The sequence below is a fragment of the Bacillus sp. GB_SG_008 genome, from assembly GCF_052038115.1.
GTDB classification, from domain to species: Bacteria; Bacillota; Bacilli; order Bacillales; family Bacillaceae_G; genus Bacillus_A; species Bacillus_A rhizoplanae.
Window position 1 is genome coordinate 125,904 of the sequence record NZ_JBPZSK010000001.1, and the last position, 19,124, is coordinate 145,027.

Annotated in this window: 16 protein-coding genes; 12 read left to right on the forward strand and 4 right to left on the reverse strand. The window is 39.4% G+C overall.

Annotation, left to right across the window (positions count from 1 at the left end):
• The first annotated feature begins 16 nt into the window (after positions 1-16).
• From ACTDJC_RS00575 to ACTDJC_RS00600, 6 genes are all read left to right on the forward strand, one after another.
• A complete protein-coding gene (locus ACTDJC_RS00575; protein ID WP_440602422.1) occupies positions 17-2,731 on the forward strand; it encodes a DNA translocase FtsK in 2,715 nt (904 codons plus the stop codon).
• Between the two features lie 61 nt (positions 2,732-2,792).
• A complete protein-coding gene (locus tag ACTDJC_RS00580) occupies positions 2,793-3,914 on the forward strand; it encodes a nicotinate phosphoribosyltransferase (protein ID WP_440602423.1) in 1,122 nt (373 codons plus the stop codon).
• Positions 3,915-4,127: 213 nt separating this feature from the next.
• Positions 4,128-5,441 (forward strand): UDP-N-acetylmuramate--L-alanine ligase, encoded by a 1,314-nt coding sequence (murC, locus tag ACTDJC_RS00585; protein WP_098311067.1) that lies wholly within the window; start codon positions 4,128-4,130, stop codon positions 5,439-5,441.
• A 90-nt stretch (positions 5,442-5,531) separates the two neighbouring features.
• Positions 5,532-6,083, forward strand: coding sequence for a GNAT family N-acetyltransferase (locus ACTDJC_RS00590; RefSeq protein WP_440602424.1), 552 nt, complete (start codon positions 5,532-5,534; stop codon positions 6,081-6,083).
• A 116-nt stretch (positions 6,084-6,199) separates the two neighbouring features.
• Positions 6,200-6,559, forward strand: a complete 360-nt coding sequence (locus ACTDJC_RS00595; RefSeq protein ID WP_440602768.1) for a PH domain-containing protein — start codon at positions 6,200-6,202, stop codon at positions 6,557-6,559.
• Between the two features lie 39 nt (positions 6,560-6,598).
• Positions 6,599-7,174, forward strand: a complete 576-nt coding sequence (locus ACTDJC_RS00600) for a histidine phosphatase family protein (RefSeq protein ID WP_253630592.1) — start codon at positions 6,599-6,601, stop codon at positions 7,172-7,174.
• Between the two features lie 69 nt (positions 7,175-7,243).
• Here the strand turns inward: ACTDJC_RS00600 and ACTDJC_RS00605 are convergent, their stop codons facing one another.
• The 4 genes from ACTDJC_RS00605 to ACTDJC_RS00620 form a co-directional block, all read right to left on the reverse strand.
• The gene (locus ACTDJC_RS00605) at positions 7,244-8,485 is read right to left on the reverse strand and encodes an NAD(P)/FAD-dependent oxidoreductase (RefSeq protein ID WP_440602425.1); all 1,242 of its coding nucleotides are present in this window, start codon (positions 8,483-8,485) and stop codon (positions 7,244-7,246) included.
• The gene (locus ACTDJC_RS00610) at positions 8,482-8,814 is read right to left on the reverse strand and encodes a (2Fe-2S)-binding protein (protein ID WP_253630590.1); all 333 of its coding nucleotides are present in this window, start codon (positions 8,812-8,814) and stop codon (positions 8,482-8,484) included. Before ACTDJC_RS00610 ends, ACTDJC_RS00605 begins: the two co-directional genes overlap by 4 nt.
• Positions 8,811-9,083 (reverse strand): (2Fe-2S)-binding protein, encoded by a 273-nt coding sequence (locus tag ACTDJC_RS00615; protein WP_253630589.1) that lies wholly within the window; start codon positions 9,081-9,083, stop codon positions 8,811-8,813. Before ACTDJC_RS00615 ends, ACTDJC_RS00610 begins: the two co-directional genes overlap by 4 nt.
• 72 nt (positions 9,084-9,155) lie before the next feature.
• Positions 9,156-10,829: a sigma-54 interaction domain-containing protein gene (locus ACTDJC_RS00620; RefSeq protein ID WP_440602769.1), complete on the reverse strand. Its 1,674-nt coding sequence runs from the start codon at positions 10,827-10,829 to the stop codon at positions 9,156-9,158.
• A 423-nt stretch (positions 10,830-11,252) separates the two neighbouring features.
• Here ACTDJC_RS00620 and ACTDJC_RS00625 point away from each other — a divergent pair, with 423 nt between their 5' ends.
• The 6 genes from ACTDJC_RS00625 to ACTDJC_RS00650 all read left to right on the forward strand — a co-directional run bounded on the left by ACTDJC_RS00625 (position 11,253) and on the right by ACTDJC_RS00650 (position 18,802).
• Positions 11,253-12,428, forward strand: coding sequence for an NAD(P)/FAD-dependent oxidoreductase (locus tag ACTDJC_RS00625; protein WP_098311057.1), 1,176 nt, complete (start codon positions 11,253-11,255; stop codon positions 12,426-12,428).
• Entirely contained in the window at positions 12,425-13,462 is a 1,038-nt protein-coding gene (locus ACTDJC_RS00630) for a proline racemase family protein (RefSeq protein ID WP_440602426.1), read from the forward strand. Before ACTDJC_RS00625 ends, ACTDJC_RS00630 begins: the two co-directional genes overlap by 4 nt.
• On the forward strand, positions 13,459-14,412 hold the full coding sequence (locus ACTDJC_RS00635) for a proline racemase family protein (RefSeq protein ID WP_440602427.1): 954 nt from the start codon (positions 13,459-13,461) through the stop codon (positions 14,410-14,412). The genes ACTDJC_RS00630 and ACTDJC_RS00635 overlap by 4 nt, the downstream gene beginning before the upstream one ends.
• 104 nt (positions 14,413-14,516) lie before the next feature.
• A complete protein-coding gene (dapA, locus tag ACTDJC_RS00640; protein WP_440602428.1) occupies positions 14,517-15,413 on the forward strand; it encodes a 4-hydroxy-tetrahydrodipicolinate synthase in 897 nt (298 codons plus the stop codon).
• A 47-nt stretch (positions 15,414-15,460) separates the two neighbouring features.
• On the forward strand, positions 15,461-16,945 hold the full coding sequence (locus tag ACTDJC_RS00645; RefSeq protein ID WP_440602429.1) for an aldehyde dehydrogenase family protein: 1,485 nt from the start codon (positions 15,461-15,463) through the stop codon (positions 16,943-16,945).
• Positions 16,946-17,188: 243 nt separating this feature from the next.
• Positions 17,189-18,802, forward strand: coding sequence for an APC family permease (locus ACTDJC_RS00650; protein WP_440602430.1), 1,614 nt, complete (start codon positions 17,189-17,191; stop codon positions 18,800-18,802).
• The last annotated feature ends 322 nt before the right edge of the window (positions 18,803-19,124 follow it).

Here is a 19,124-nt window from a genome sequence, read left to right on the forward strand (position 1 = left end):
AGAGTTATCTTCAGAGATGGAAGAGTCTGCTATACAAGAAGAAGCACAAGAAGCTGAAGCGTCTCAGGAAATAGAAGTAGTGGAAGTATCTTCAGAGATAGAAGAAGCTGTTATGCAAGAAGAAACATTTGAAGCTGAAGAATCTAAGGAAATAGAAGAAATCGAGTTATCTTCGGAGACGGAAGAATCGAATGTACAAGAAGAAACAGAAGAAGTTGAAGAGCCTCAGGAAATAGAAGTAGTAGAGTTATCTTCAGAGACAGAAGAATTGGATGTACAAGAAGAAGCACAAGAAGCAGAAGCGCCTGAGGAAATAGCAGTAGTAGAAGTATTTTTAGAGATAGAAGAAGCTGTTATGCAAGAAGAAACATTTGAAGCTGAAGAATCTAAGGAAACAGGAGAAATCGAGTTATCTTTAGAGACGGAAGAATTGGATGTACAGGAAGAAACAGAAGAAGTTGAAGTGTCTCAGGAAATAGAAGAAATCAAGTTATCTTCAGAGACGGAAGAATCGAATGTACAAGAAGAAACAGAAGAAGCAGAAGTGTCTCAGGAAATAGAAGAAATCGAGTTATCTTTAGAGATGGAAGAATCGGATGTACAAGAAGAAACAGAAGAAGTTGAAGAATCTTCAGAAATGGAAGAGTCCAATATACAAGAGGAAGTACTTGAAGCCTCAATAACAGAAGAACCGCTTGAAGTTAAGGAAGTGGAAGCAGTAGAGTTATCTTCAGAAATGGAAGAGTCCAATATACAAGAGGAAGTACTTGAAGCTTCAATAACAGAAGAACCGCTTGAAGCTAAGGAAGTGGAAGCAGTAGAGTTATCTTCAGAAATGAAAGAGTCTAATACACAAGAAGAAGTACTTGAAGCGGAAGCAATAGTAACTGAAAATTTCGTTCATGAACAAAGTGAAGAACCTGTTAAAGCTGATGAACAAACACAGCAAGCTGTACAAGCCTTTGCAAATGTATTAATAGAAGAAACAGAGGAAAAACAAAATGCAATTGCTGAGCAGACTAAAGTAAAAACAGGGCAGCCCAAAGTAGATGCAACGCAAGAACCAAAACGTGAGAAGAAACGTTTCGTTCCGTTTAATGTAGTGATGTTAAAGCAAGATAAACAGATGTTAGCAGAAAAGCGCCGTGTAGCAATGCTGTCGCAACCGGCTCCTTCACAAAATGTGACTGAGCAAAAAAAACAAAATATTGAATCGCCAGCAGTGAAACAACCAGTGCAAGAAGAGATGACGCACCGAGTTGTTGTAGAAACAAAACAAGATATTCGTAACGTTTTACAGGCACCGCCAGCGTATGAGTTCCCACCATTAGCACTTTTAAATATCCCAAGTCATCCGGCGGCACATGATGCTGAGTGGTTAGAGGAACAAAAAGAGCTGTTAAATACGACATTCCATAATTTCCATGTCGGTGCAAAAGTGGTGAATGTGACGCAAGGGCCAGCTGTAACTCGTTTTGAAGTGCAGCCAGAACCTGGTGTGAAAGTAAATAAAATTACGAATTTAAGTGACGATATTAAATTAAATTTAGCTGCTCGTGATATTCGAATTGAGGCGCCAATTCCAGGGAAAAGTGCAGTTGGAATTGAAGTGCCGAATAAAGAGAGCAAAGCTGTATTTCTTCGTGAAATTTTACGAAGCCCAGTGTTTACGAAAAGTGAATCACCGCTTACAGTCGCACTTGGTCTAGATATTTCAGGAACACCGATTGTGACGGATATTCGAAAAATGCCGCACGGTTTAATTGCGGGGGCAACAGGATCAGGAAAAAGCGTATGTATTAATGCAATTTTAACAAGTATTTTATATAAAGCGAAGCCACACGAAGTAAAGTTGATGCTAATTGATCCGAAGATGGTTGAACTTGCGCCGTACAATTCTGTACCGCACCTTGTTGCGCCGGTTATTACGGATGTAAAAGCGGCGACGGCAGCTTTAAAGTGGGCAGTAGATGAAATGGAACGTCGTTATGAATTGTTTGCACATGCAGGTGCGCGTGATTTAACGCGTTACAATACGATTATGAACGAACAAGAAATTCCAGGCGAGACGTTACCGTATATCGTTATTGTTATTGATGAGCTGGCTGATTTAATGATGGTTGCACCGGGTGATGTGGAAGAAGCGATTTGCCGGATTGCCCAAAAAGCAAGAGCGTGTGGAATTCATTTATTAGTAGCGACGCAGCGTCCATCTGTAGATGTTATTACAGGATTGATTAAATCGAACATTCCAACGCGAATTGCTTTTACAGTTTCATCGCAAGTAGACTCACGTACAATTATTGATATTGGCGGAGCTGAGAAATTACTTGGCCGTGGTGATATGCTATTTTTAGATAATGGAACATCAAAACCGGTTCGTGTGCAAGGGGTATACGTTTCAGATGAAGAAATTGAAAAGTCTGTTGCGCATGCGAAACGTCAAATGAAGCCAAATTATTTATTCCATCAAGAAGACTTATTGGCAAAAACGGAACAGCAAGAATCTGAAGATGAGTTGTTCTTTGAGGCATGTCAATTTGTTGTAGAACAAGGGGGAGCATCCACGTCTTCTGTGCAGAGAAGATTCCGCATTGGGTATAACCGTGCAGCTCGTCTTATTGAAGACATGGAAGCGCAAGGGATCATTTCAGAAGCACGCGGAACAAAACCAAGAGACGTCCTCATTACAGAAGATGAATTTGCTGCGATGCAGGATATACATGTATAAGAAAAGGTTTTGCTGTATACTAAGAGAAAACGCTGGATAGTAAAGTAGGGAGTATAGCGACATGAAAGAAATCGAATTAAAATTACAAGGTGAAATAAATCGACTGACAAACAAGACGTTCAAATTTGATGAGCGCGTTGGTGAAGGATGGTTTTCTGCGGTTTATTTCTTAAAAACTCGTGATATTATTAAAGAATTTCGACCAGGAAGCGTTGTAACAATGCAGTTTTTCCAAAAGGAACATGCTGTATTATGCGGAACAGATGAAGCACTTGCTTTATTACAAACATTTGCAGAGCATCCTGAAAAGCTTGAAATTTATTCTTTAAAAGATGGGGATCAGGTTAATCCGTTTGAAACAGTATTAACGATTCGCGGACCGTATGAGTATTTTGGCTATTTAGAAGGTGTAATAGATGGCATTTTAGGACGCCGTACTTCTGTTGCAACAAATGTGTATAACGTTGTGCAAGCTGCGCGCAGCGGTGAGAAAGAGAAGCCTGTTATTTTCATGGGTGATCGTGATGATCATTATACGCAACAAGCTGGTGATGGTTATGCGGCTTATATCGGTGGCATGAGCGCGCAAGCAACGCATGCGATGAATGAATGGTGGGGTAGAAGCGGCATGGGAACAATGCCTCATGCTTTAATTCAAATGTTTAACGGTGATGTTGTGGAAGCGGCAAAAGCATACCATAAAAAGTTCCCAGAAGATGAGTTAGTTGTACTAATTGATTACAATAACGATGTGATTACAGATGCGCTTCGCGTGGCACGTGAATTTGGATCAGAGCTAAAAGGAGTACGTGTAGATACATCTCGTACGATGATTGATCAATACTTCATTCGTCATCCGGAAGTGCTTGGTACATTTGATCCGCGCGGTGTGAATCCGTCTCTTATCTTTGCACTTCGTAAAGCATTAGATGACGAAGGATTCCAGCATGTAAATATCGTAGTGAGCGGCGGATTTGATGAAAAACGTATCCGTGAGTTTGAAGCACAAAATGTTCCTGTTGATATTTATGGCGTTGGCAGCAGCTTATTAAAAATGAATATTGGCTTCACAGGTGATAACGTAGAATTGAACGAAAAACCGGAAGCGAAAGCAGGACGTAAATATCGTCCAAATCCACGCTTAGAGCGTGTTCAGTTGCAAGCAAGAGAAAATGAGGAATAAGAGGAAAAACTGATAGGGAATTGACCCTATCAGTTTTTCTGTTATCATAGTATAACGGATTGTTTTTTGCTATAATAAGTTTGTTGTGGATTTAAAAGAGAGCATGAACGTGATTATAAGAAAATCGAGATGATTACCAAAATAAAAAGAAAATCATATACTGTCTTATAGATAGACCGTTGGAATAGTTCGAAATGTTGGAGGTTCTTTAAGATGACAGTTTACCATTTTGTAGGAATTAAAGGGACAGGGATGAGTGCTTTAGCGCAAATTTTACATGATATGAAGCATACTGTTCAAGGTTCTGATGTAGACAAACGTTTTTTTACGCAAACAGCTTTGGAAAATCGTGGGATTTCCATCCTGCCTTTTGATAAGAATAATGTTGAAGAGGGACAAGTGATTATCGCAGGAAATGCATTCCCAGATACGCATGAGGAAATTGAAGCTGCAAAGGAATTAAATTTACCTATTTATCGTTATCATCATTTTTTAGGCGATTTTATGAGTAAGTATACGAGTGTCGCTGTAACTGGTGCTCACGGAAAAACATCAACGACAGGTTTGTTATCTCACGTGATGCAAGGAGCAAACCCTACATCTTGTTTAATTGGTGATGGAACAGGACTTGGAGTAGAGGATAGTAAGTATTTTGTATTTGAAGCGTGTGAATATCGTCGCCATTTCTTGTCATATCATCCAGACTATGCAATTATGACAAATATTGATTTTGATCATCCAGATTATTTTGCAGACATTAATGATGTATTCAGTGCGTTCCAAGAGATGGCACTGCAAGTGAAGAAAGGTATTATTGCGTGTGGTGATGATGAAGAACTTCAAAAAATTCATGCGAAAGTACCAGTTATTTTCTATGGATTTGGTGAAGATAATGATTTCCAAGCACGTAACATTCAAAAAAGAACAGATGGTACAGTGTTTGATGTCTTTGTTCGTAATACGTATTATGGAACGTTCCAAATTACAGGTTACGGCAATCATAGCGTGCTAAATGCATTGGCGGTTATTGCTCTTTGTGATTATGAAGACATTGATGTCGAAGTTGTGAAACATCAGTTAACAACATTCGGTGGTGTAAAGCGACGCTTCAATGAAAAGAAAATGGGCGAGCAAGTGATTATTGATGATTACGCACATCATCCAACAGAAATCAATGCGACAATTGAAGCTGCCCGTCAGAAATACCCAGAACGTGAAATTGTAGCAGTATTTCAGCCGCATACATTCTCTCGAACACAAAAATTCTTAGATGAATTTGCAGAGAGTTTACGTAAGGCAGATCAAGTATATTTATGTGATATTTTTGGTTCTGCTCGTGAAAATAGAGGAGAACTTACAATTCAAGACCTGCAGCAACGCATTGATGGTGCAGAGCTTATTACGGTTATGACAACAGAAACATTAAAGAAACATAAAAACGGCGTACTTATTTTTATGGGCGCTGGTGATATTCAAAAATTTGAAGCTGCTTATGCGAAGGAAGTACAAGTAGCGGAGAAAAAGTAAGGGAGAAATGACGTGCAATACGCACGTCATTTTTTATTAACAATTTCTAAGTACAAATGTTAGAATAGTTAGAAAAAAGGGGAGAGGGAAATGTTTACACTAAGAATCGATAAAGAAATCGAATTACAATTATTAGAAAGACATCATAAAGATGAACTGTACGAATTAGTGGATAGCAACCGAGAATATTTGCGAGAATGGCTTCCGTGGGTGGATCGCTCGAAATCAGCTGAAGGATACAATGAAATCTTTCCAATGTGGCTGCATAACTTTGCAGATGGAAATGGTTTTGAAGCAGGTATACGCTATAAAGGAAATCTCGTTGGGATGGTTGGGATTCATCCGGTGGATTGGGCGAAGAAGGCGACAACTCTTGGATACTATCTTGCAGAAGAAGCAAGTGGAAAAGGAATTATGACACGAAGTGTAAAGGCTGCGCTCCGTTATGCTTTTGAAGAATTAAAATTAAATAAAGTTGAAATTCATTGCGGAGTAAAAAATCAAAAGAGCCGTGCAATTCCAGAACGACTCGGCTTTAACTTAGATGGAATTATTCGTGATGGAGAATGGTTATATAATCATTTCCATGACATTGCGGTGTATAGTATGTTAGCGAGAGAATGGAAGGAGAGAAGCGTTTAAAATGACGCTTCTTTTTTCTGAATTTATCAACAACTAATGGTATAATATGGATAAGGAGGGATAAAGATGGAATTTTACGTGAAAAAAATCCAATTATGATGCTGCTTACTGTGATTATGCTATTACTTGTCGTAATCTCTCCCATTATATCATTTATGTTGCACGAGAAAGGTTGGCTGACGGGACTTGCAGCAGGAATCTTATTTCTAGCTGCAAATATTATTCCGATTTCTGAAATGTTTGTGTTTCAGCATAAAGTCGTTGATGGTGAACTTGTAACAGGGCATTGGTTAACAAAGAAGAAAATTCCAATTGTAAGTATTCGTGTTATGCGATTTGTTGGAAAAAATAAGAGAAACTTAGAAATCACGTACGGTAGTAATTTTGAAGTACATATGATTACAATGCCAAAAGAGAAAGAAAAGTTTATGGAATTACTTTTAAAAGGAAGTCCCTATGTGAGAATAGTGGACTGAATATTATATTTTCAGGGAGAAACTGATGGAGGTTTTACTATGACTAAAATAGGTATAATCCGTCACGGAAGTACACCGTGGAATAAAGAAGGCAGAGCACAAGGGAGTTCAGATATTTCCCTTGATCAAGATGGAATATTAGATGCGCATAAACTTGCAGAGCGCTTGCGTAAGGAGAATTGGAATTTCATATATTCTAGTGATCTATTAAGAGCGAAGCAAACTGCCGAAATTATAGGGGAAAAAATTGCGAATATACCAATTTACTTGGAACCTAGGCTTCGTGAAGCAGGGGGAGGACAGATTGAAGGAACAACGGAAGAAGAGCGAGTTTTAAAATGGGGAAAGAATTGGAGAGAGCTAGATTTAGGAATTGAAAGTGCTGATAGTGTAATCACAAGAGGTCTTTCGGTAATTGAGGAGATTGCATCTAAACATGATAACAAGAATATATTAATTGTTAGTCATGGTGCATTCATTAGACATCTTCTAAAGGAACTAGTACCGCATTTAAATATGGTAGAATTTCCGAGAAACACGTCTCTAACTAATCTTATAAAAGCAAAGAATGGTTGGGATTCCGAGCTATATAATTGCACAGTACATTTGGGATAGAGGAGAAAGAGGGAATGATTGTATCTTAAAGTAAAAGCATTCTCTCTTTCCTATCTATGGTTAATATCATTACACAATCTTCGGGGGCTTCTCAGTGCTGTCATTTGAATAGAGGCGTTCCCAAAGCTCGTTCATTTTGCTTCTGCCGTTATTAATTTCAGGATTGAACTGAATTGCAGCTTGCCTGCGAACAGTACGGACATGTTGTACTGCTTGTTGTAGTTTTTGGTCAATTGTGTTCGATTCTTTTCCTGCATGTTTGACGATTGACAATCCCGCTGTTGTTCCTTGAGCCATGGCAATTTTGCCACTTTCAATCCCAGTGATATTCCCGGCTACAAATAGTCCATCAAGAGGAGTTTCCATCGTCTCTGAATGGTGGGGCACGTGACCGCCAAGTTCAGGAATGTATTGAAATGGACATCCGGCAACGGCGGCAAGCTCTGCCAGTGGATACAAGCCGCCTGCTATACAGACAAAATCTGCTTCGTAAATTGTTTCAGACCCCGTAACAATCTTGCCATTCACATCAATATCGGCGACGCGTACTCCTTCCACTTGATCTTTACCGATAATTTCGAGTGCTGCTTTCCGAAGTTGGAGGGGAGTACCATTCACTTTCATACCGTTTTTCGGATAAAAGTTTAAAGCAACTTTCCTCATCCAGTCATTTTTCATGAAACGGCTCCCGATACGTAATAATGGTGATGGTGCGAGATGAGCTGCGTTCAAGAGCGATTTCATAACCTCTTCAGGTTCACCTGCTTTTTGACTAAGGGCACTTTTTTCTGGGAGTACAATTCGATCAACCGTTATGCCAGCTAGTTGTAATTCATTTAAAATCGCAAATGCTAAAATATTTGCTCCGATAAGAATTCCTTTTTTGCCGACTTGGACGCGGTGAACATTTGTCATTACTTGAGCCGCGCCAATGGACATTACGCCAGGAAGGGTCCAACCAGGCAGTGGGATAGAGTATTCGGCAGCTCCAGTAGCCACTAGTACAAATGGTACTTCTAGCGTACCTAGGCTCGTATGTACATTCCATAGGTGATTTTCTTTTTCTAAATTGTAAACAGACACCCCGCAGCGAATATCGACCGATAATTTTTTCGCTTCTTGATGAAGGCGCTCTGATTCTTTTATTCCATTCCACCATTCACCGGAAGGCTCTTGATGAAGTTGTCCGAGTAACCTGCCGCCTGGTTTTATAAATTCATCAAGAACAGTCACTTTGAGACCAAAGCTCGCACAGGCAATAGCTCCTGCTAATCCTGCTGGGCCTCCTCCAATTACAATTACATCAATCATCGCTTTTCCACCATCCTTCTTACAATATTCGGATGCTGTTTGCCGCTTTCAACAATCATATCCTTCTCTACAACTGTTAAGCAGGCTCTTACGTTTGCTTGATCATTGACAGTTACGCGGCACTCTAAGCAATGACCGATGTTGCAATAAATACCCCTAGGTGTCCCGCTATCTTCGTGAACGCGCAGTTTTCTTATTCCATTTGCCAAAAGAGCAGCAGCAATTGTTTCATTTTCATATGCTTCATATTCCATTCCATCAAATTGAAAGGAAATACGTTCTCTATCCTCTAAATTCCCTAAAATAGGATGCTTCATGATTCTAGTCATTGATTTTCACCTACTGTTCCAAATGTCACCGGCCGAATTGGGGGCTGGTATTTTAACGGAATTTCACCAGGTGACACATTAGGGATAACACTTTCAATAATTCTATCTAATGTCGGCCTGCATGTGCGGCCTCCACAAAAGCCCATTCCTGCTCGTGTTCTTAATTTTAATTCTCTTGCTGTGCATTTATGTTGATCTGCTGTTGACTGGAGTTGTCCGTAAGTAACTTCTTCACAGCGGCAAATCACAATGCTCTCTTTGTTAACCATTTGAATTCCTCCTCGACAGTCTTTCATAAAGATATTATGCAAAAAATGTGCCAATGTAGAGGAGGAAGAGGGTTACTGTAAGCCAAGCCGCTTCAAGCGATTGTATAAAGTGGCTCTTGTGATACCGAGTTGTTTCGCACACTCCAATTTATTTCCATCTAAGATTTGTAGTGCTCTTTCGATTACTTTTCTCTCGTGTTGATTCATTTCTTCTTGTAACGATAAGATGGTAAAGTCACTTTCTTGAAGTACATTAGATACAGTCTTTGGTTTGTTTTCAAAGCTGATACTATTGGTATGAAAGGGTAAATAATCTCTTTTTATTACGCCATCTGTTGCGAATACGATAAGCCGTTCCATGACGTTGCGAAGTTCGCGAATATTGCCAGGCCAATCATACCGAAGCAGTTCATGCATGACTTCTGGAGGAAATTCATGAATCGGCCGTTGATAATTCAAAGAAAAGTCATGTAAAAAATAATGGGTTAATTCAATAATATCTTCTTGCCGTTCTCTTAAAGGAGGAATGTGTAGACTGACTACGTTCAATCGGTAATACAAATCTTCACGGAACTGTCCTTTTTTCATTAATTCTTGTAAATCACGATTTGTGGCAGCGATGATACGGAAGTCGATATTAATTTCTTTTTCTCCACCAACGCGATAATATTTTCGCTCCTGCAGCACGCGTAGAAGTTTTACCTGCATTTCGAGGGGCATTTCACCTACTTCATCAAGAAATAATGTACCTCCTTTTGCCAGTTCTATTTTTCCTTTTTTTCCTTTGCTGTCAGCACCGGAGAAGGCGCCCCGCTCATATCCGAATAGTTCACTTTCAAATAAAGCTGCTGGTATCGCACCGCAGTTAATTGAAATAAAAGGTGCTTTCGGTTTTTCGCTCGCTTCATGAATCGCTTTCGCAAATACCTCTTTTCCGACACCGCTTTCACCTAATATGAGAACAGTAGATTTAACAGAACATACCCTTCTAGCTAAATCCACTGTTCTTTGCAGGGCAGCACTCTTTCCTTTAATAGAATGAAAGGAATCAGAAGAATCTTTATATTTTGCTACTTCTTGTTCTAAACGGTGTACTTCATTGGACATGTTGAACAATTTTTCATTCAGTACGACTTGATTTGTGATATCCGTTTCTGAAACGACTGCGCCGATAATCTGATCGTTAAAATAAACGGGATTAGAGTTAATTAAGACAAACAAATCAGACTGAGGCTGATGGTGCTGTCCTACAATTTTTTTCCCTTTATGTAGAGATTGCAAGATTTCTAGGTTTTTATAGTCAAAGAAATCCGTAATCGGTCGGCCGATGATATCTTGCCGTTTGACGGAGAAAATTTTTTCTGCTCCTTCTGTCCACGTACAAACACGTTCGTTATCATCAATGACCGTGACGGAAGAATCCGTCGTTTGAATAACAGTTTCATAAAATGCTTTTAATTGATTGTAAGAGTTATGAAGAAAATGGATGATTTGTGTTGCTGTTATACAGCCTACTGGATTTTTGTTTGTATCAAGAATAACAGCTGTGGAATGATGACTAAACGCCTGAAGTAAGGTGAAGAATGATTCATCTTCATATACGACTTTGCATGGAAGCTCAGGTATCTTTGTTGTTGAACGATAATAAAATTTACCGTTTTTTTGTTCAATTTGCTGCTTATCGAACGATGTATCCATTAAAATCCGTTGTATAATTTCTTTCCCTGACGGTAATGAAAATATGATAATCCCCTCCAAAATTAATTGTAAAAAGTTATTAACACTGTAAAAAAAATTATACACGTGTTCATGAAATATTTAAAATATTTTTACAATAGAGCTTACCTCACTTTAAAGGGCAGTAAAGCTTCTACTTCTAGAAAACAAGGAACTGGATAACTGGATCAAGAGGGAGTGTCTATAAAGTGAAACTTCCATCAGTGGGGGTCTTACTGCTCAAAAGTAGCGGGATAAATTTCTAATCAACAAAGATTTGAAAGTACAACTTCCTCTAAAACTATTACATTTCCTTTGTACAGCGTCTCTGTCACGCGTACCTAACTATCAGCGGGGAAGAAATAATTCTCTGTTGTGAAAGTTTCACGTTAATTGGCATACGAATTGCATTTTCAGGTAATGAAGCCATTTCATCGAGAGGAGGAATGCCATGTGAAACATTGTGACGTGTTAGTCATTGGCGGGGGAATTATTGGCTGTTCGATTGCCTATTATGCTTCTAAGTATGGAAGAGATGTAACGATCATTGAAAAAGGGGAATTTGTTAGTGGCACGTCTTCACGATGTGACGGCAATATTTTGGCGATTGATAAAGACCCAGGTTTTGATAGTCAAATGTCGTTGTTTAGTCAGAATTTAGTGGATGAATTAAGCAAAGAGTTGGAGCATCCATTTGAATATCGAGCACCAGGAAGCATCCTTGTTTGTGAGTCGGACGAGGAGATGGAAGCGGCACAGAAATGGGTAGATCGTCAAAAAGCTGCCGGTTTACCATTTCGAATGCTTGACCGGCAGGATATTCGGCAGGAGTCCCCCTTTTTTGCAGATGATTTATTAGGTGGGCTAGAATGCGCCACTGATTCCACGGTTAATCCATATCTCTTAGCTTTTTCACTTTTGGAGGAAGCAAAAAAACTAGGGGCTAAAGCTTTCAAGCATACAGAAGTAAAACAAATGAAAAAAGAAGAAAGTGGTTCATTTACTGTAGAAACGACAAACGGAGTTTTTACTGCGGATCATGTCGTCAATGCGGCAGGAGTATGGGCACCTCGAATAGGAGAGATGCTGGATCTTTCAATACCAATTGAACCGAGAAAAGGGCATATTATCGTTGCCTCAAGGCAGCAGCATGTAGGATGTCGAAAAGTAATGGAGTTTGGTTACTTAATTTCTAAGTTTGGTGGAAAGCGCCGTGTTGATCGGCTAACTGAAAAATATGGAGTAGCTCTTGTCTTTGAACCAACGGAAAGCCAAAATTTTTTAATTGGGAGCAGTAGAGAATTTGTTGGCTTTAATACGAAAGTAAACAATGAAATCATTAAATGTATTGCTAATCGGGCAATCCGCTTTTATCCGAAAATGGCAGATATGATGGTGATTCGTTCGTATGCAGGATTAAGGCCATGGACGGAAGATCATTTGCCAATCGTTTCACGCGTAGATAAAATTCCAAATTATTATATTGCGGCGGGTCATGAAGGAGACGGAATTAGCCTCGCAGCAGTAACAGGGAAAATAGTAGAAGAACTCATTAATGAAAAAGAAACATCGATTCCCGTTGCACCGCTTAGCTTTAACCGATTTACAGAAAGGGTGTTGAGCAGATGAGGGCACAAAGAGTCTTTACAACAATTGATACGCATACAGGCGGGAATCCAACGAGGACACTGATTAGCGGACTTCCGAAATTAGTTGGGGAAACAATGTCAGAAAAAATGCTCCATATGAAAAAGGAATATGACTGGATTCGCAAACTGTTAATGAATGAACCGCGCGGCCATGATGTCATGTCTGGTGCTTTGTTAACGGATCCTTGCCATCCAGAAGCAGATATTGGCGTGATTTACATAGAGACGGGCGGATATTTGCCGATGTGTGGACATGACACAATTGGTGTGTGTACAGCGTTAGTTGAATCTGGATTGATTCCCATTCAGGAGCCGGTCACTTCCTTAAAATTGGATACGCCTGCTGGACTCGTCGAAGTGGATATTTCAGTAGAAAATGGAAAAGCAAAAGAAGTGTCTTTTTGCAATATCCCAGCATTTCTTTTAAAACGTGTTTTCATTGATGTCGAGGGGATTGGGCGTATAGATGCTGATATTGCGTATGGTGGTAATTTTTATGCAATCATTGATGCGAAATCAGTTGGATTGGAGTTACTTCCAGAGAATGCTTCTAACATAATCGAAACAGCAATCAACATTAGAAATACCATTAATGAAAAAGTTGAAATCGTTCATCCGCAACATCCGTTTATTAAAGGGTTGACTCATGTTGAGTTTTTTACGGAACCAACCCACGAGGAAGCAGATGTGAAGAACACAGTTATTGTTCCTCCAGGAGGAATCGACCGTTCTCCATGTGGAACTGGTACTTCTGCGAAATTGGCTGTCCTATATGCAAATCAACAAATTTCAATTGGCGAAGAATTTATTCATGAAAGCATTGTTGGTTCCTTATTTAGAGGACGCGTATTGGAAACAACCGATGTGGAAGGTGTTGAGGCTGTAGTGACCCAAATTACGGGATCAGCTTGGTTGATGGGGATGCATCGGTTCTTCTATCACGAAGAAGATCCGCTTAAAGAAGGATTTTTGCTCATTCCCCCCATGGAACATGAAACGGAGGACGTGAAATGAAAATTCAGAAGACGTATTCAACAACAGATGTTCACGTGGCTGGTGAAGCGTTTCGTGTTATTAAAGATGTGCCGTTTATTCATTATCAAAACTTGGAACAGTTAAATGAACATTTTACGCATGTGTTCGCAGAAGAAATCAATCTTTTGTTGAATGAACCGCGTGGGTTTGCTGGTTTAAATGGTTGTCTTGTTGTTCCGACGATTAATGAAGAGGCTGATTCCGCAGTATTATTTCTAAATCATGAAGGAACGGTTCCATTTCATTACGGTGGCATCGTTGCTGTAATTACAACTTTACTAGAATGCGGTCATTTGCAGCCGAGGGCGTCAAATGAATATAAAATCGAAACGGTCAGTGGTGTGATTTCAGTTATCGCGATGATGGAGAATAATGAAGTAGTTTCGGTGGTGATAGAAAGTGAACCGTGTCAAATAGTCGAAACAAACATTCCATTGTCTAATTCGCATTGCAATACGCAGTTCTCCCTCGTGCAAGCTAATCAATTATACGCAGTATTTGAGAAAAGTGATATTTCTGCAGAGATTCGCGTTGAGGAACTTTCTGAACTAAAGAGATGGGGACAAACGGTGCTTCAAGCTCTCGAGTCAAAAATGCCAGTAAAAGGTGTCATTTTAATGGATGACTCTCATCTAGAAGAGGGGCGAATTAAAACAATTACGTTTCGCGCTGATCAGTATATCGTTCGTTCTCCGGGCTTCGAATCGACGATGGCGTGTTATACAAGCTTACTTTCTAAAGGGAAGGTGTATATAGAACCACCATTTGTAAATGAAAGTATTTTTGGCAGCACTTTAGCAGTAGAAGTAGCAAAACAAACAGAGAGTGGATGTAAATTCACCTTGAAAAGCCGCGGTTTTATTACAGGAATGCAGATGTTTGTATTAGATCCGACAGATCCTTTACCTGCTGGATTTTTACTAAAATAATTCAAATGGTATGTATCTGAGGAGAAACAAAAGGTTGTCCAACTTATATAAGGACCTGCTAGTGATAGCAAAAAAACTAAAAAAATATTAAGGGGGAAATAGAAATGACAACAATTAGAGGAGCTTATCCAGTATTAATTACTCCAATGAATGAGGCGCAGGAGATTGATTGGGGCGGTGTGAAAAATAATGTGAACTACTTCGTAGATCAAGGAGTTGCAGGTATTGTAATCAACGGTAGTACTGGAGAGTTCGTGAGCTTATCAAAAGAAGAAAAGTTCCAAATGGTTGAAACTGTATTAAAGGAAGTCAACGGCCGGATTCCTGTTATTGTGGGAACAGCTGCTGAAACGACAAAAGAAACAATTGAATACACGAAACAGGCGGAAGCACATGGTGCAGATTGTGCGCTGATCATTAATTCTTATTATTGTAAACCGAAAGAGGAAGAAATTTATTTCCACTTTAAAGAAGTGTCAAATGCAGTGAATATACCTATTATGCTGTACAACAATCCTTTTACATCTGGCGTTGATATGAGTACAGAGCTGATGCTGCGAATTGGAAAAGAATGTGAAAGAGTTACTCACATTAAAGAATCAAGTGGGGATATTCGCAAAGCAAGAGATCTTGTCAGACATGGCAAAGGGGATATTGAAATTTTCTGCGGTTCAGAAGATTTAGTGATGGAGTCTTATTTAGTTGGGGCGACGGGCTGGATTTCTGTTGCAGGGAATATTGTGCCAAAGCTTGTTACGCAAATGTTTAATCACTTCCAAAAAGGTGAACTAAAAGAAGCTTGGGCAATCAATGACAGTATATTACCGCTTTGTACATTCCTTGAAGGGTCAGGAAAATATGTGCAAATTGTTAAACGTGCAATGGAATTAAATGGACAGGCAGGAGGTCCTTCCCGTTATCCTCGTTTAGGATTGACACTTGAGGAAGATCAAAAGTTGAAAGATATTTTAGCCACTTTGACTGCCGTTTCACATGTGTAAAAAAGTATAGCACTGTATGAATAAAAAAATGCAAAGGGGAGTGGAACATGTTAACAGCACAAATAGAATTAAAGCCGAGAGTGAAAGCTTTTTTAGAAGGAAATATTGAACTTTTTATCGATGGAAAATTTGTACCAGCTATAAGCGGTAAAACGTTTGAAACGTATAACCCAGCGACAGAAGAAGTTCTTGCTTTCGTAAGTGAAGCGCAAGAAGAAGATGTTGATTTAGCGGTGAAGGCAGCTCGCCGGGCATTTGAAAAAGGACCATGGCCTGAACTTAGTACAGCTGAAAGAGCACACTTAATTTACAAGCTGGCTGATTTAATTGACGAGCATAAAGAAGAACTAGCTCAATTAGAAGCACTAGATAACGGAAAGCCGTATCAAGTAGCATTAGAAGACGATATTCCAGCAACAGTGGAACATTACCGTTATTATGCTGGCTGGGCAACGAAGATTCTTGGTCAGACGACTCCGATTTCAAAGGACTATTTAAACTATACACGTCATGAACCAATTGGTGTTGTCGGCCAAATTATTCCGTGGAACTATCCATTAGTCATGGCTGCGTGGAAAATGGGGGCAGCACTTGCGACAGGATGTACAATCGTATTAAAACCTGCTGAGCAAACACCATTATCTCTATTATATACAGCTCAGCTTTTTAAAGAAGCTGGCTTCCCAGACGGCGTGGTCAATTTCGTCCCTGGATTCGGCCAAACAGCAGGTGCAGCGATTGTGAATCATCATGATATTGAAAAAGTAGCTTTTACAGGTTCGACTGACACTGGTAAGTATATAATGCGTCAAGCAGCTGAAACGATTAAACATGTGACGTTAGAACTTGGGGGAAAATCACCAAATATTATTTTGGAAGATGCAGATTTATCAGAGGCGATTACTGGTGCTTTCAACGGTATCATGTACAATCATGGTCAAAACTGCAGTGCAGGATCCCGTGTGTTCGTTCATAGAAAGCACTATGAAAAAGTGGTGGAAGAACTAGCGAAACTAGCAAACAATGTAAAACTCGGTGCAGGAATGGAAAAAGGTACTGAAATGGGACCGCTTGTTTCGAAAAAGCAACAAGAGCGCGTGTTACGTTATATTGAAAAAGGAAAAGAGGAAGGAGCAAGAGTTGCAGCTGGCGGTGAGGAGGTGTTTGAAAAAGGATACTTCGTTCAGCCAACTATTTTTGCTGATGTCACAGATGATATGACAATCGCAAAAGAAGAAATATTTGGGCCAGTAGTCGCAGTTCTGCCGTTCGATACAGTTGAAGAAGTCATCGAAAGAGCAAATAATACTCCATTTGGACTCGCTGCAGGTGTATGGACAGAAAACATTAAAACGGCACACCAAGTGGCGAATCGCTTAAAGGCAGGCACAGTTTGGATTAATGATTACAACTTAGAAGACGCTGCAGCGCCATTCGGTGGTTATAAACAATCGGGCATTGGGCGCGAAATGGGCTCCTATGCACTCGACAACTATACAGAAGTGAAGAGCATTTGGGTAAACTTGAAATAAAGTGAAACTTCCATCAGTGGGGGGCTTCATCCCCCACTGATGGAAAGCTCTCACCAATCGGGCTGTCCGTTTTTTCGATTAATTTTGAAAGGTTATTGGAATTTCTAAAAATTAAAGCGTTTACATCTGGGGGTTCTTTCATCTATGCTGTTCTTCTATAAAATTATGAAATAACGGCAATAGTCTAATTGTAAAATACTGAATATTAAGAAAATATAAGATTGAAAGGGGAGAGATTAAAGTATGGCAAACAAAGGCAAGTTTAAAAGAGAAATATCATTATTGGATTTAGCCTTTATTGGTTTTGGATCTATGTTTGGATCAGGATGGTTGTTTGCTGCTAGCCATGTTTCAGGAATAGCAGGTCCAGCGGGAATTATTTCATGGGTAATTGGTGGAATCGCTATTTTTTTATTAGGACTTGTATACTGTGAACTTGGGGCATCACTTCCAAGGGCTGGAGGAATTGTGCGCTATCCTGCTTATTCACATGGTCCTATACTTGGATATTTATTAGGCTTTATTACCCTTATTGCATTTTCAAGTTTAATAGCAATTGAAGTAGAAGCGGCTAGGCAATATGCTGCGGCTTGGTGGCCGAGCCTGACGAAAGAAAATTCTACCTTGCCTACTGTAAGCGGATGGCTTATGCAATTTGGACTTATCGTCATTTTCTTCTTGTTAAATTATTGGAGTGTAAAAACATTTGCGAAATCGAATTTAATCATAACCATCTTTAAATTTTTTGTACCAGCACTAACAATCATTGTATTGTTGATGCATTTACATGGTGATAATTTTTCAAGCGCTGGTTTCGCGCCGTTTGGATTTTCTGGTGTACAAGCAGCTATTTCTGCAGGCGGTGTTATTTTTGCTTATTTAGGACTGACACCTATTGTATCGGTTGCAAGTGAAGTGAAAAATCCACAAAGAACGATACCAATTGCTCTTATTTTGTCTGTGATCTCTTCATTGATTGTTTATGTTCTTTTACAAGTTGCTTTTATTGGAAGTATTCCAACTGAAATGCTTAGCCAAGGATGGGCGGGAATTAGTCATGAATTTAGTTTACCATTTAAAGACATTTCCGTTCTGTTAGGACTGGGATGGATGGTCTATTTTATTGTTTCCGATGCAATTATATCACCGAGTGGAACGGGGAATATTTATATGTCCGCTACCCCACGTGTTGTGTATGGATGGGCTCAAAGCGGAACCTTATTTAAAGTATTTTCTAAAGTTGATGCAAAATCAGGCATACCAAGACCTGCACTTTGGCTTACATTTGTCCTTTCTATTTTCTGGACATTGCCATTTCCTTCATGGGAAGCATTAATTAATGTTGTTTCTGCAGCGCTTGTATTAAGTTATGCTCTCGCACCGATTACAGCGGCAGCACTTAGAAAACGGGCTCCTGAGCTAAATCGTCCGTTTTGGGTAAAAGGAATGTCAATCATTGGACCACTTTCATTTGTTATTGCATCATTAATCGTTTATTGGTCTGGTTGGAAAACACTTTCTTGGTTATTATCTTCACAAGTTATCATGTTTGTAATTTATCTATGTTGCAAAAAATGGGTACCAACTTCACAAGTATCTTTTACACAACAAATCAAATCATCATTATGGCTCGTTTTTTACTACATTGCGATAATGGTGGTGTCGTACTTTGGGATGTTTGGTGAAGGAAAGGGGTATTTAACCTATTCAACAGATTTGATAGCGGTTAGTATGGTTTCCTTGATTAGCTATTACTGGGCGGTTCATACTGCTTTACCTGTTGTGGATTTGGATGACGAAGATGAAGTGGAAAGCACGGATTATTTACAGATGGAGAATGCTACGATTAGTAAATAACATCTAGTTCTTGCGAAAAATAGACATATAGAAAAGGAAGAAGCGTATAGAGAGATGCTTCTTCCTTTTTCTGAATTTACCGACAATTAATGGTATAATATGGAGTGGAAAAATCCAATTATAAAGTGAAACTTCCATCAGTGGGGGGGGTTCTTCATCCCCCACTGATGGTTAGTTGAACCAATCGGGCATTTACGGGCAGTTATCCCCCACCTATCTTTTTCACTTCTCTCTCAACCTTGAGGTGGGGGTCTTACTGCCCGTTAATGCGGGATAAAATACTAAGTTAATTAGGAAAAGAGAAATAGTAATCTTCTAAAAA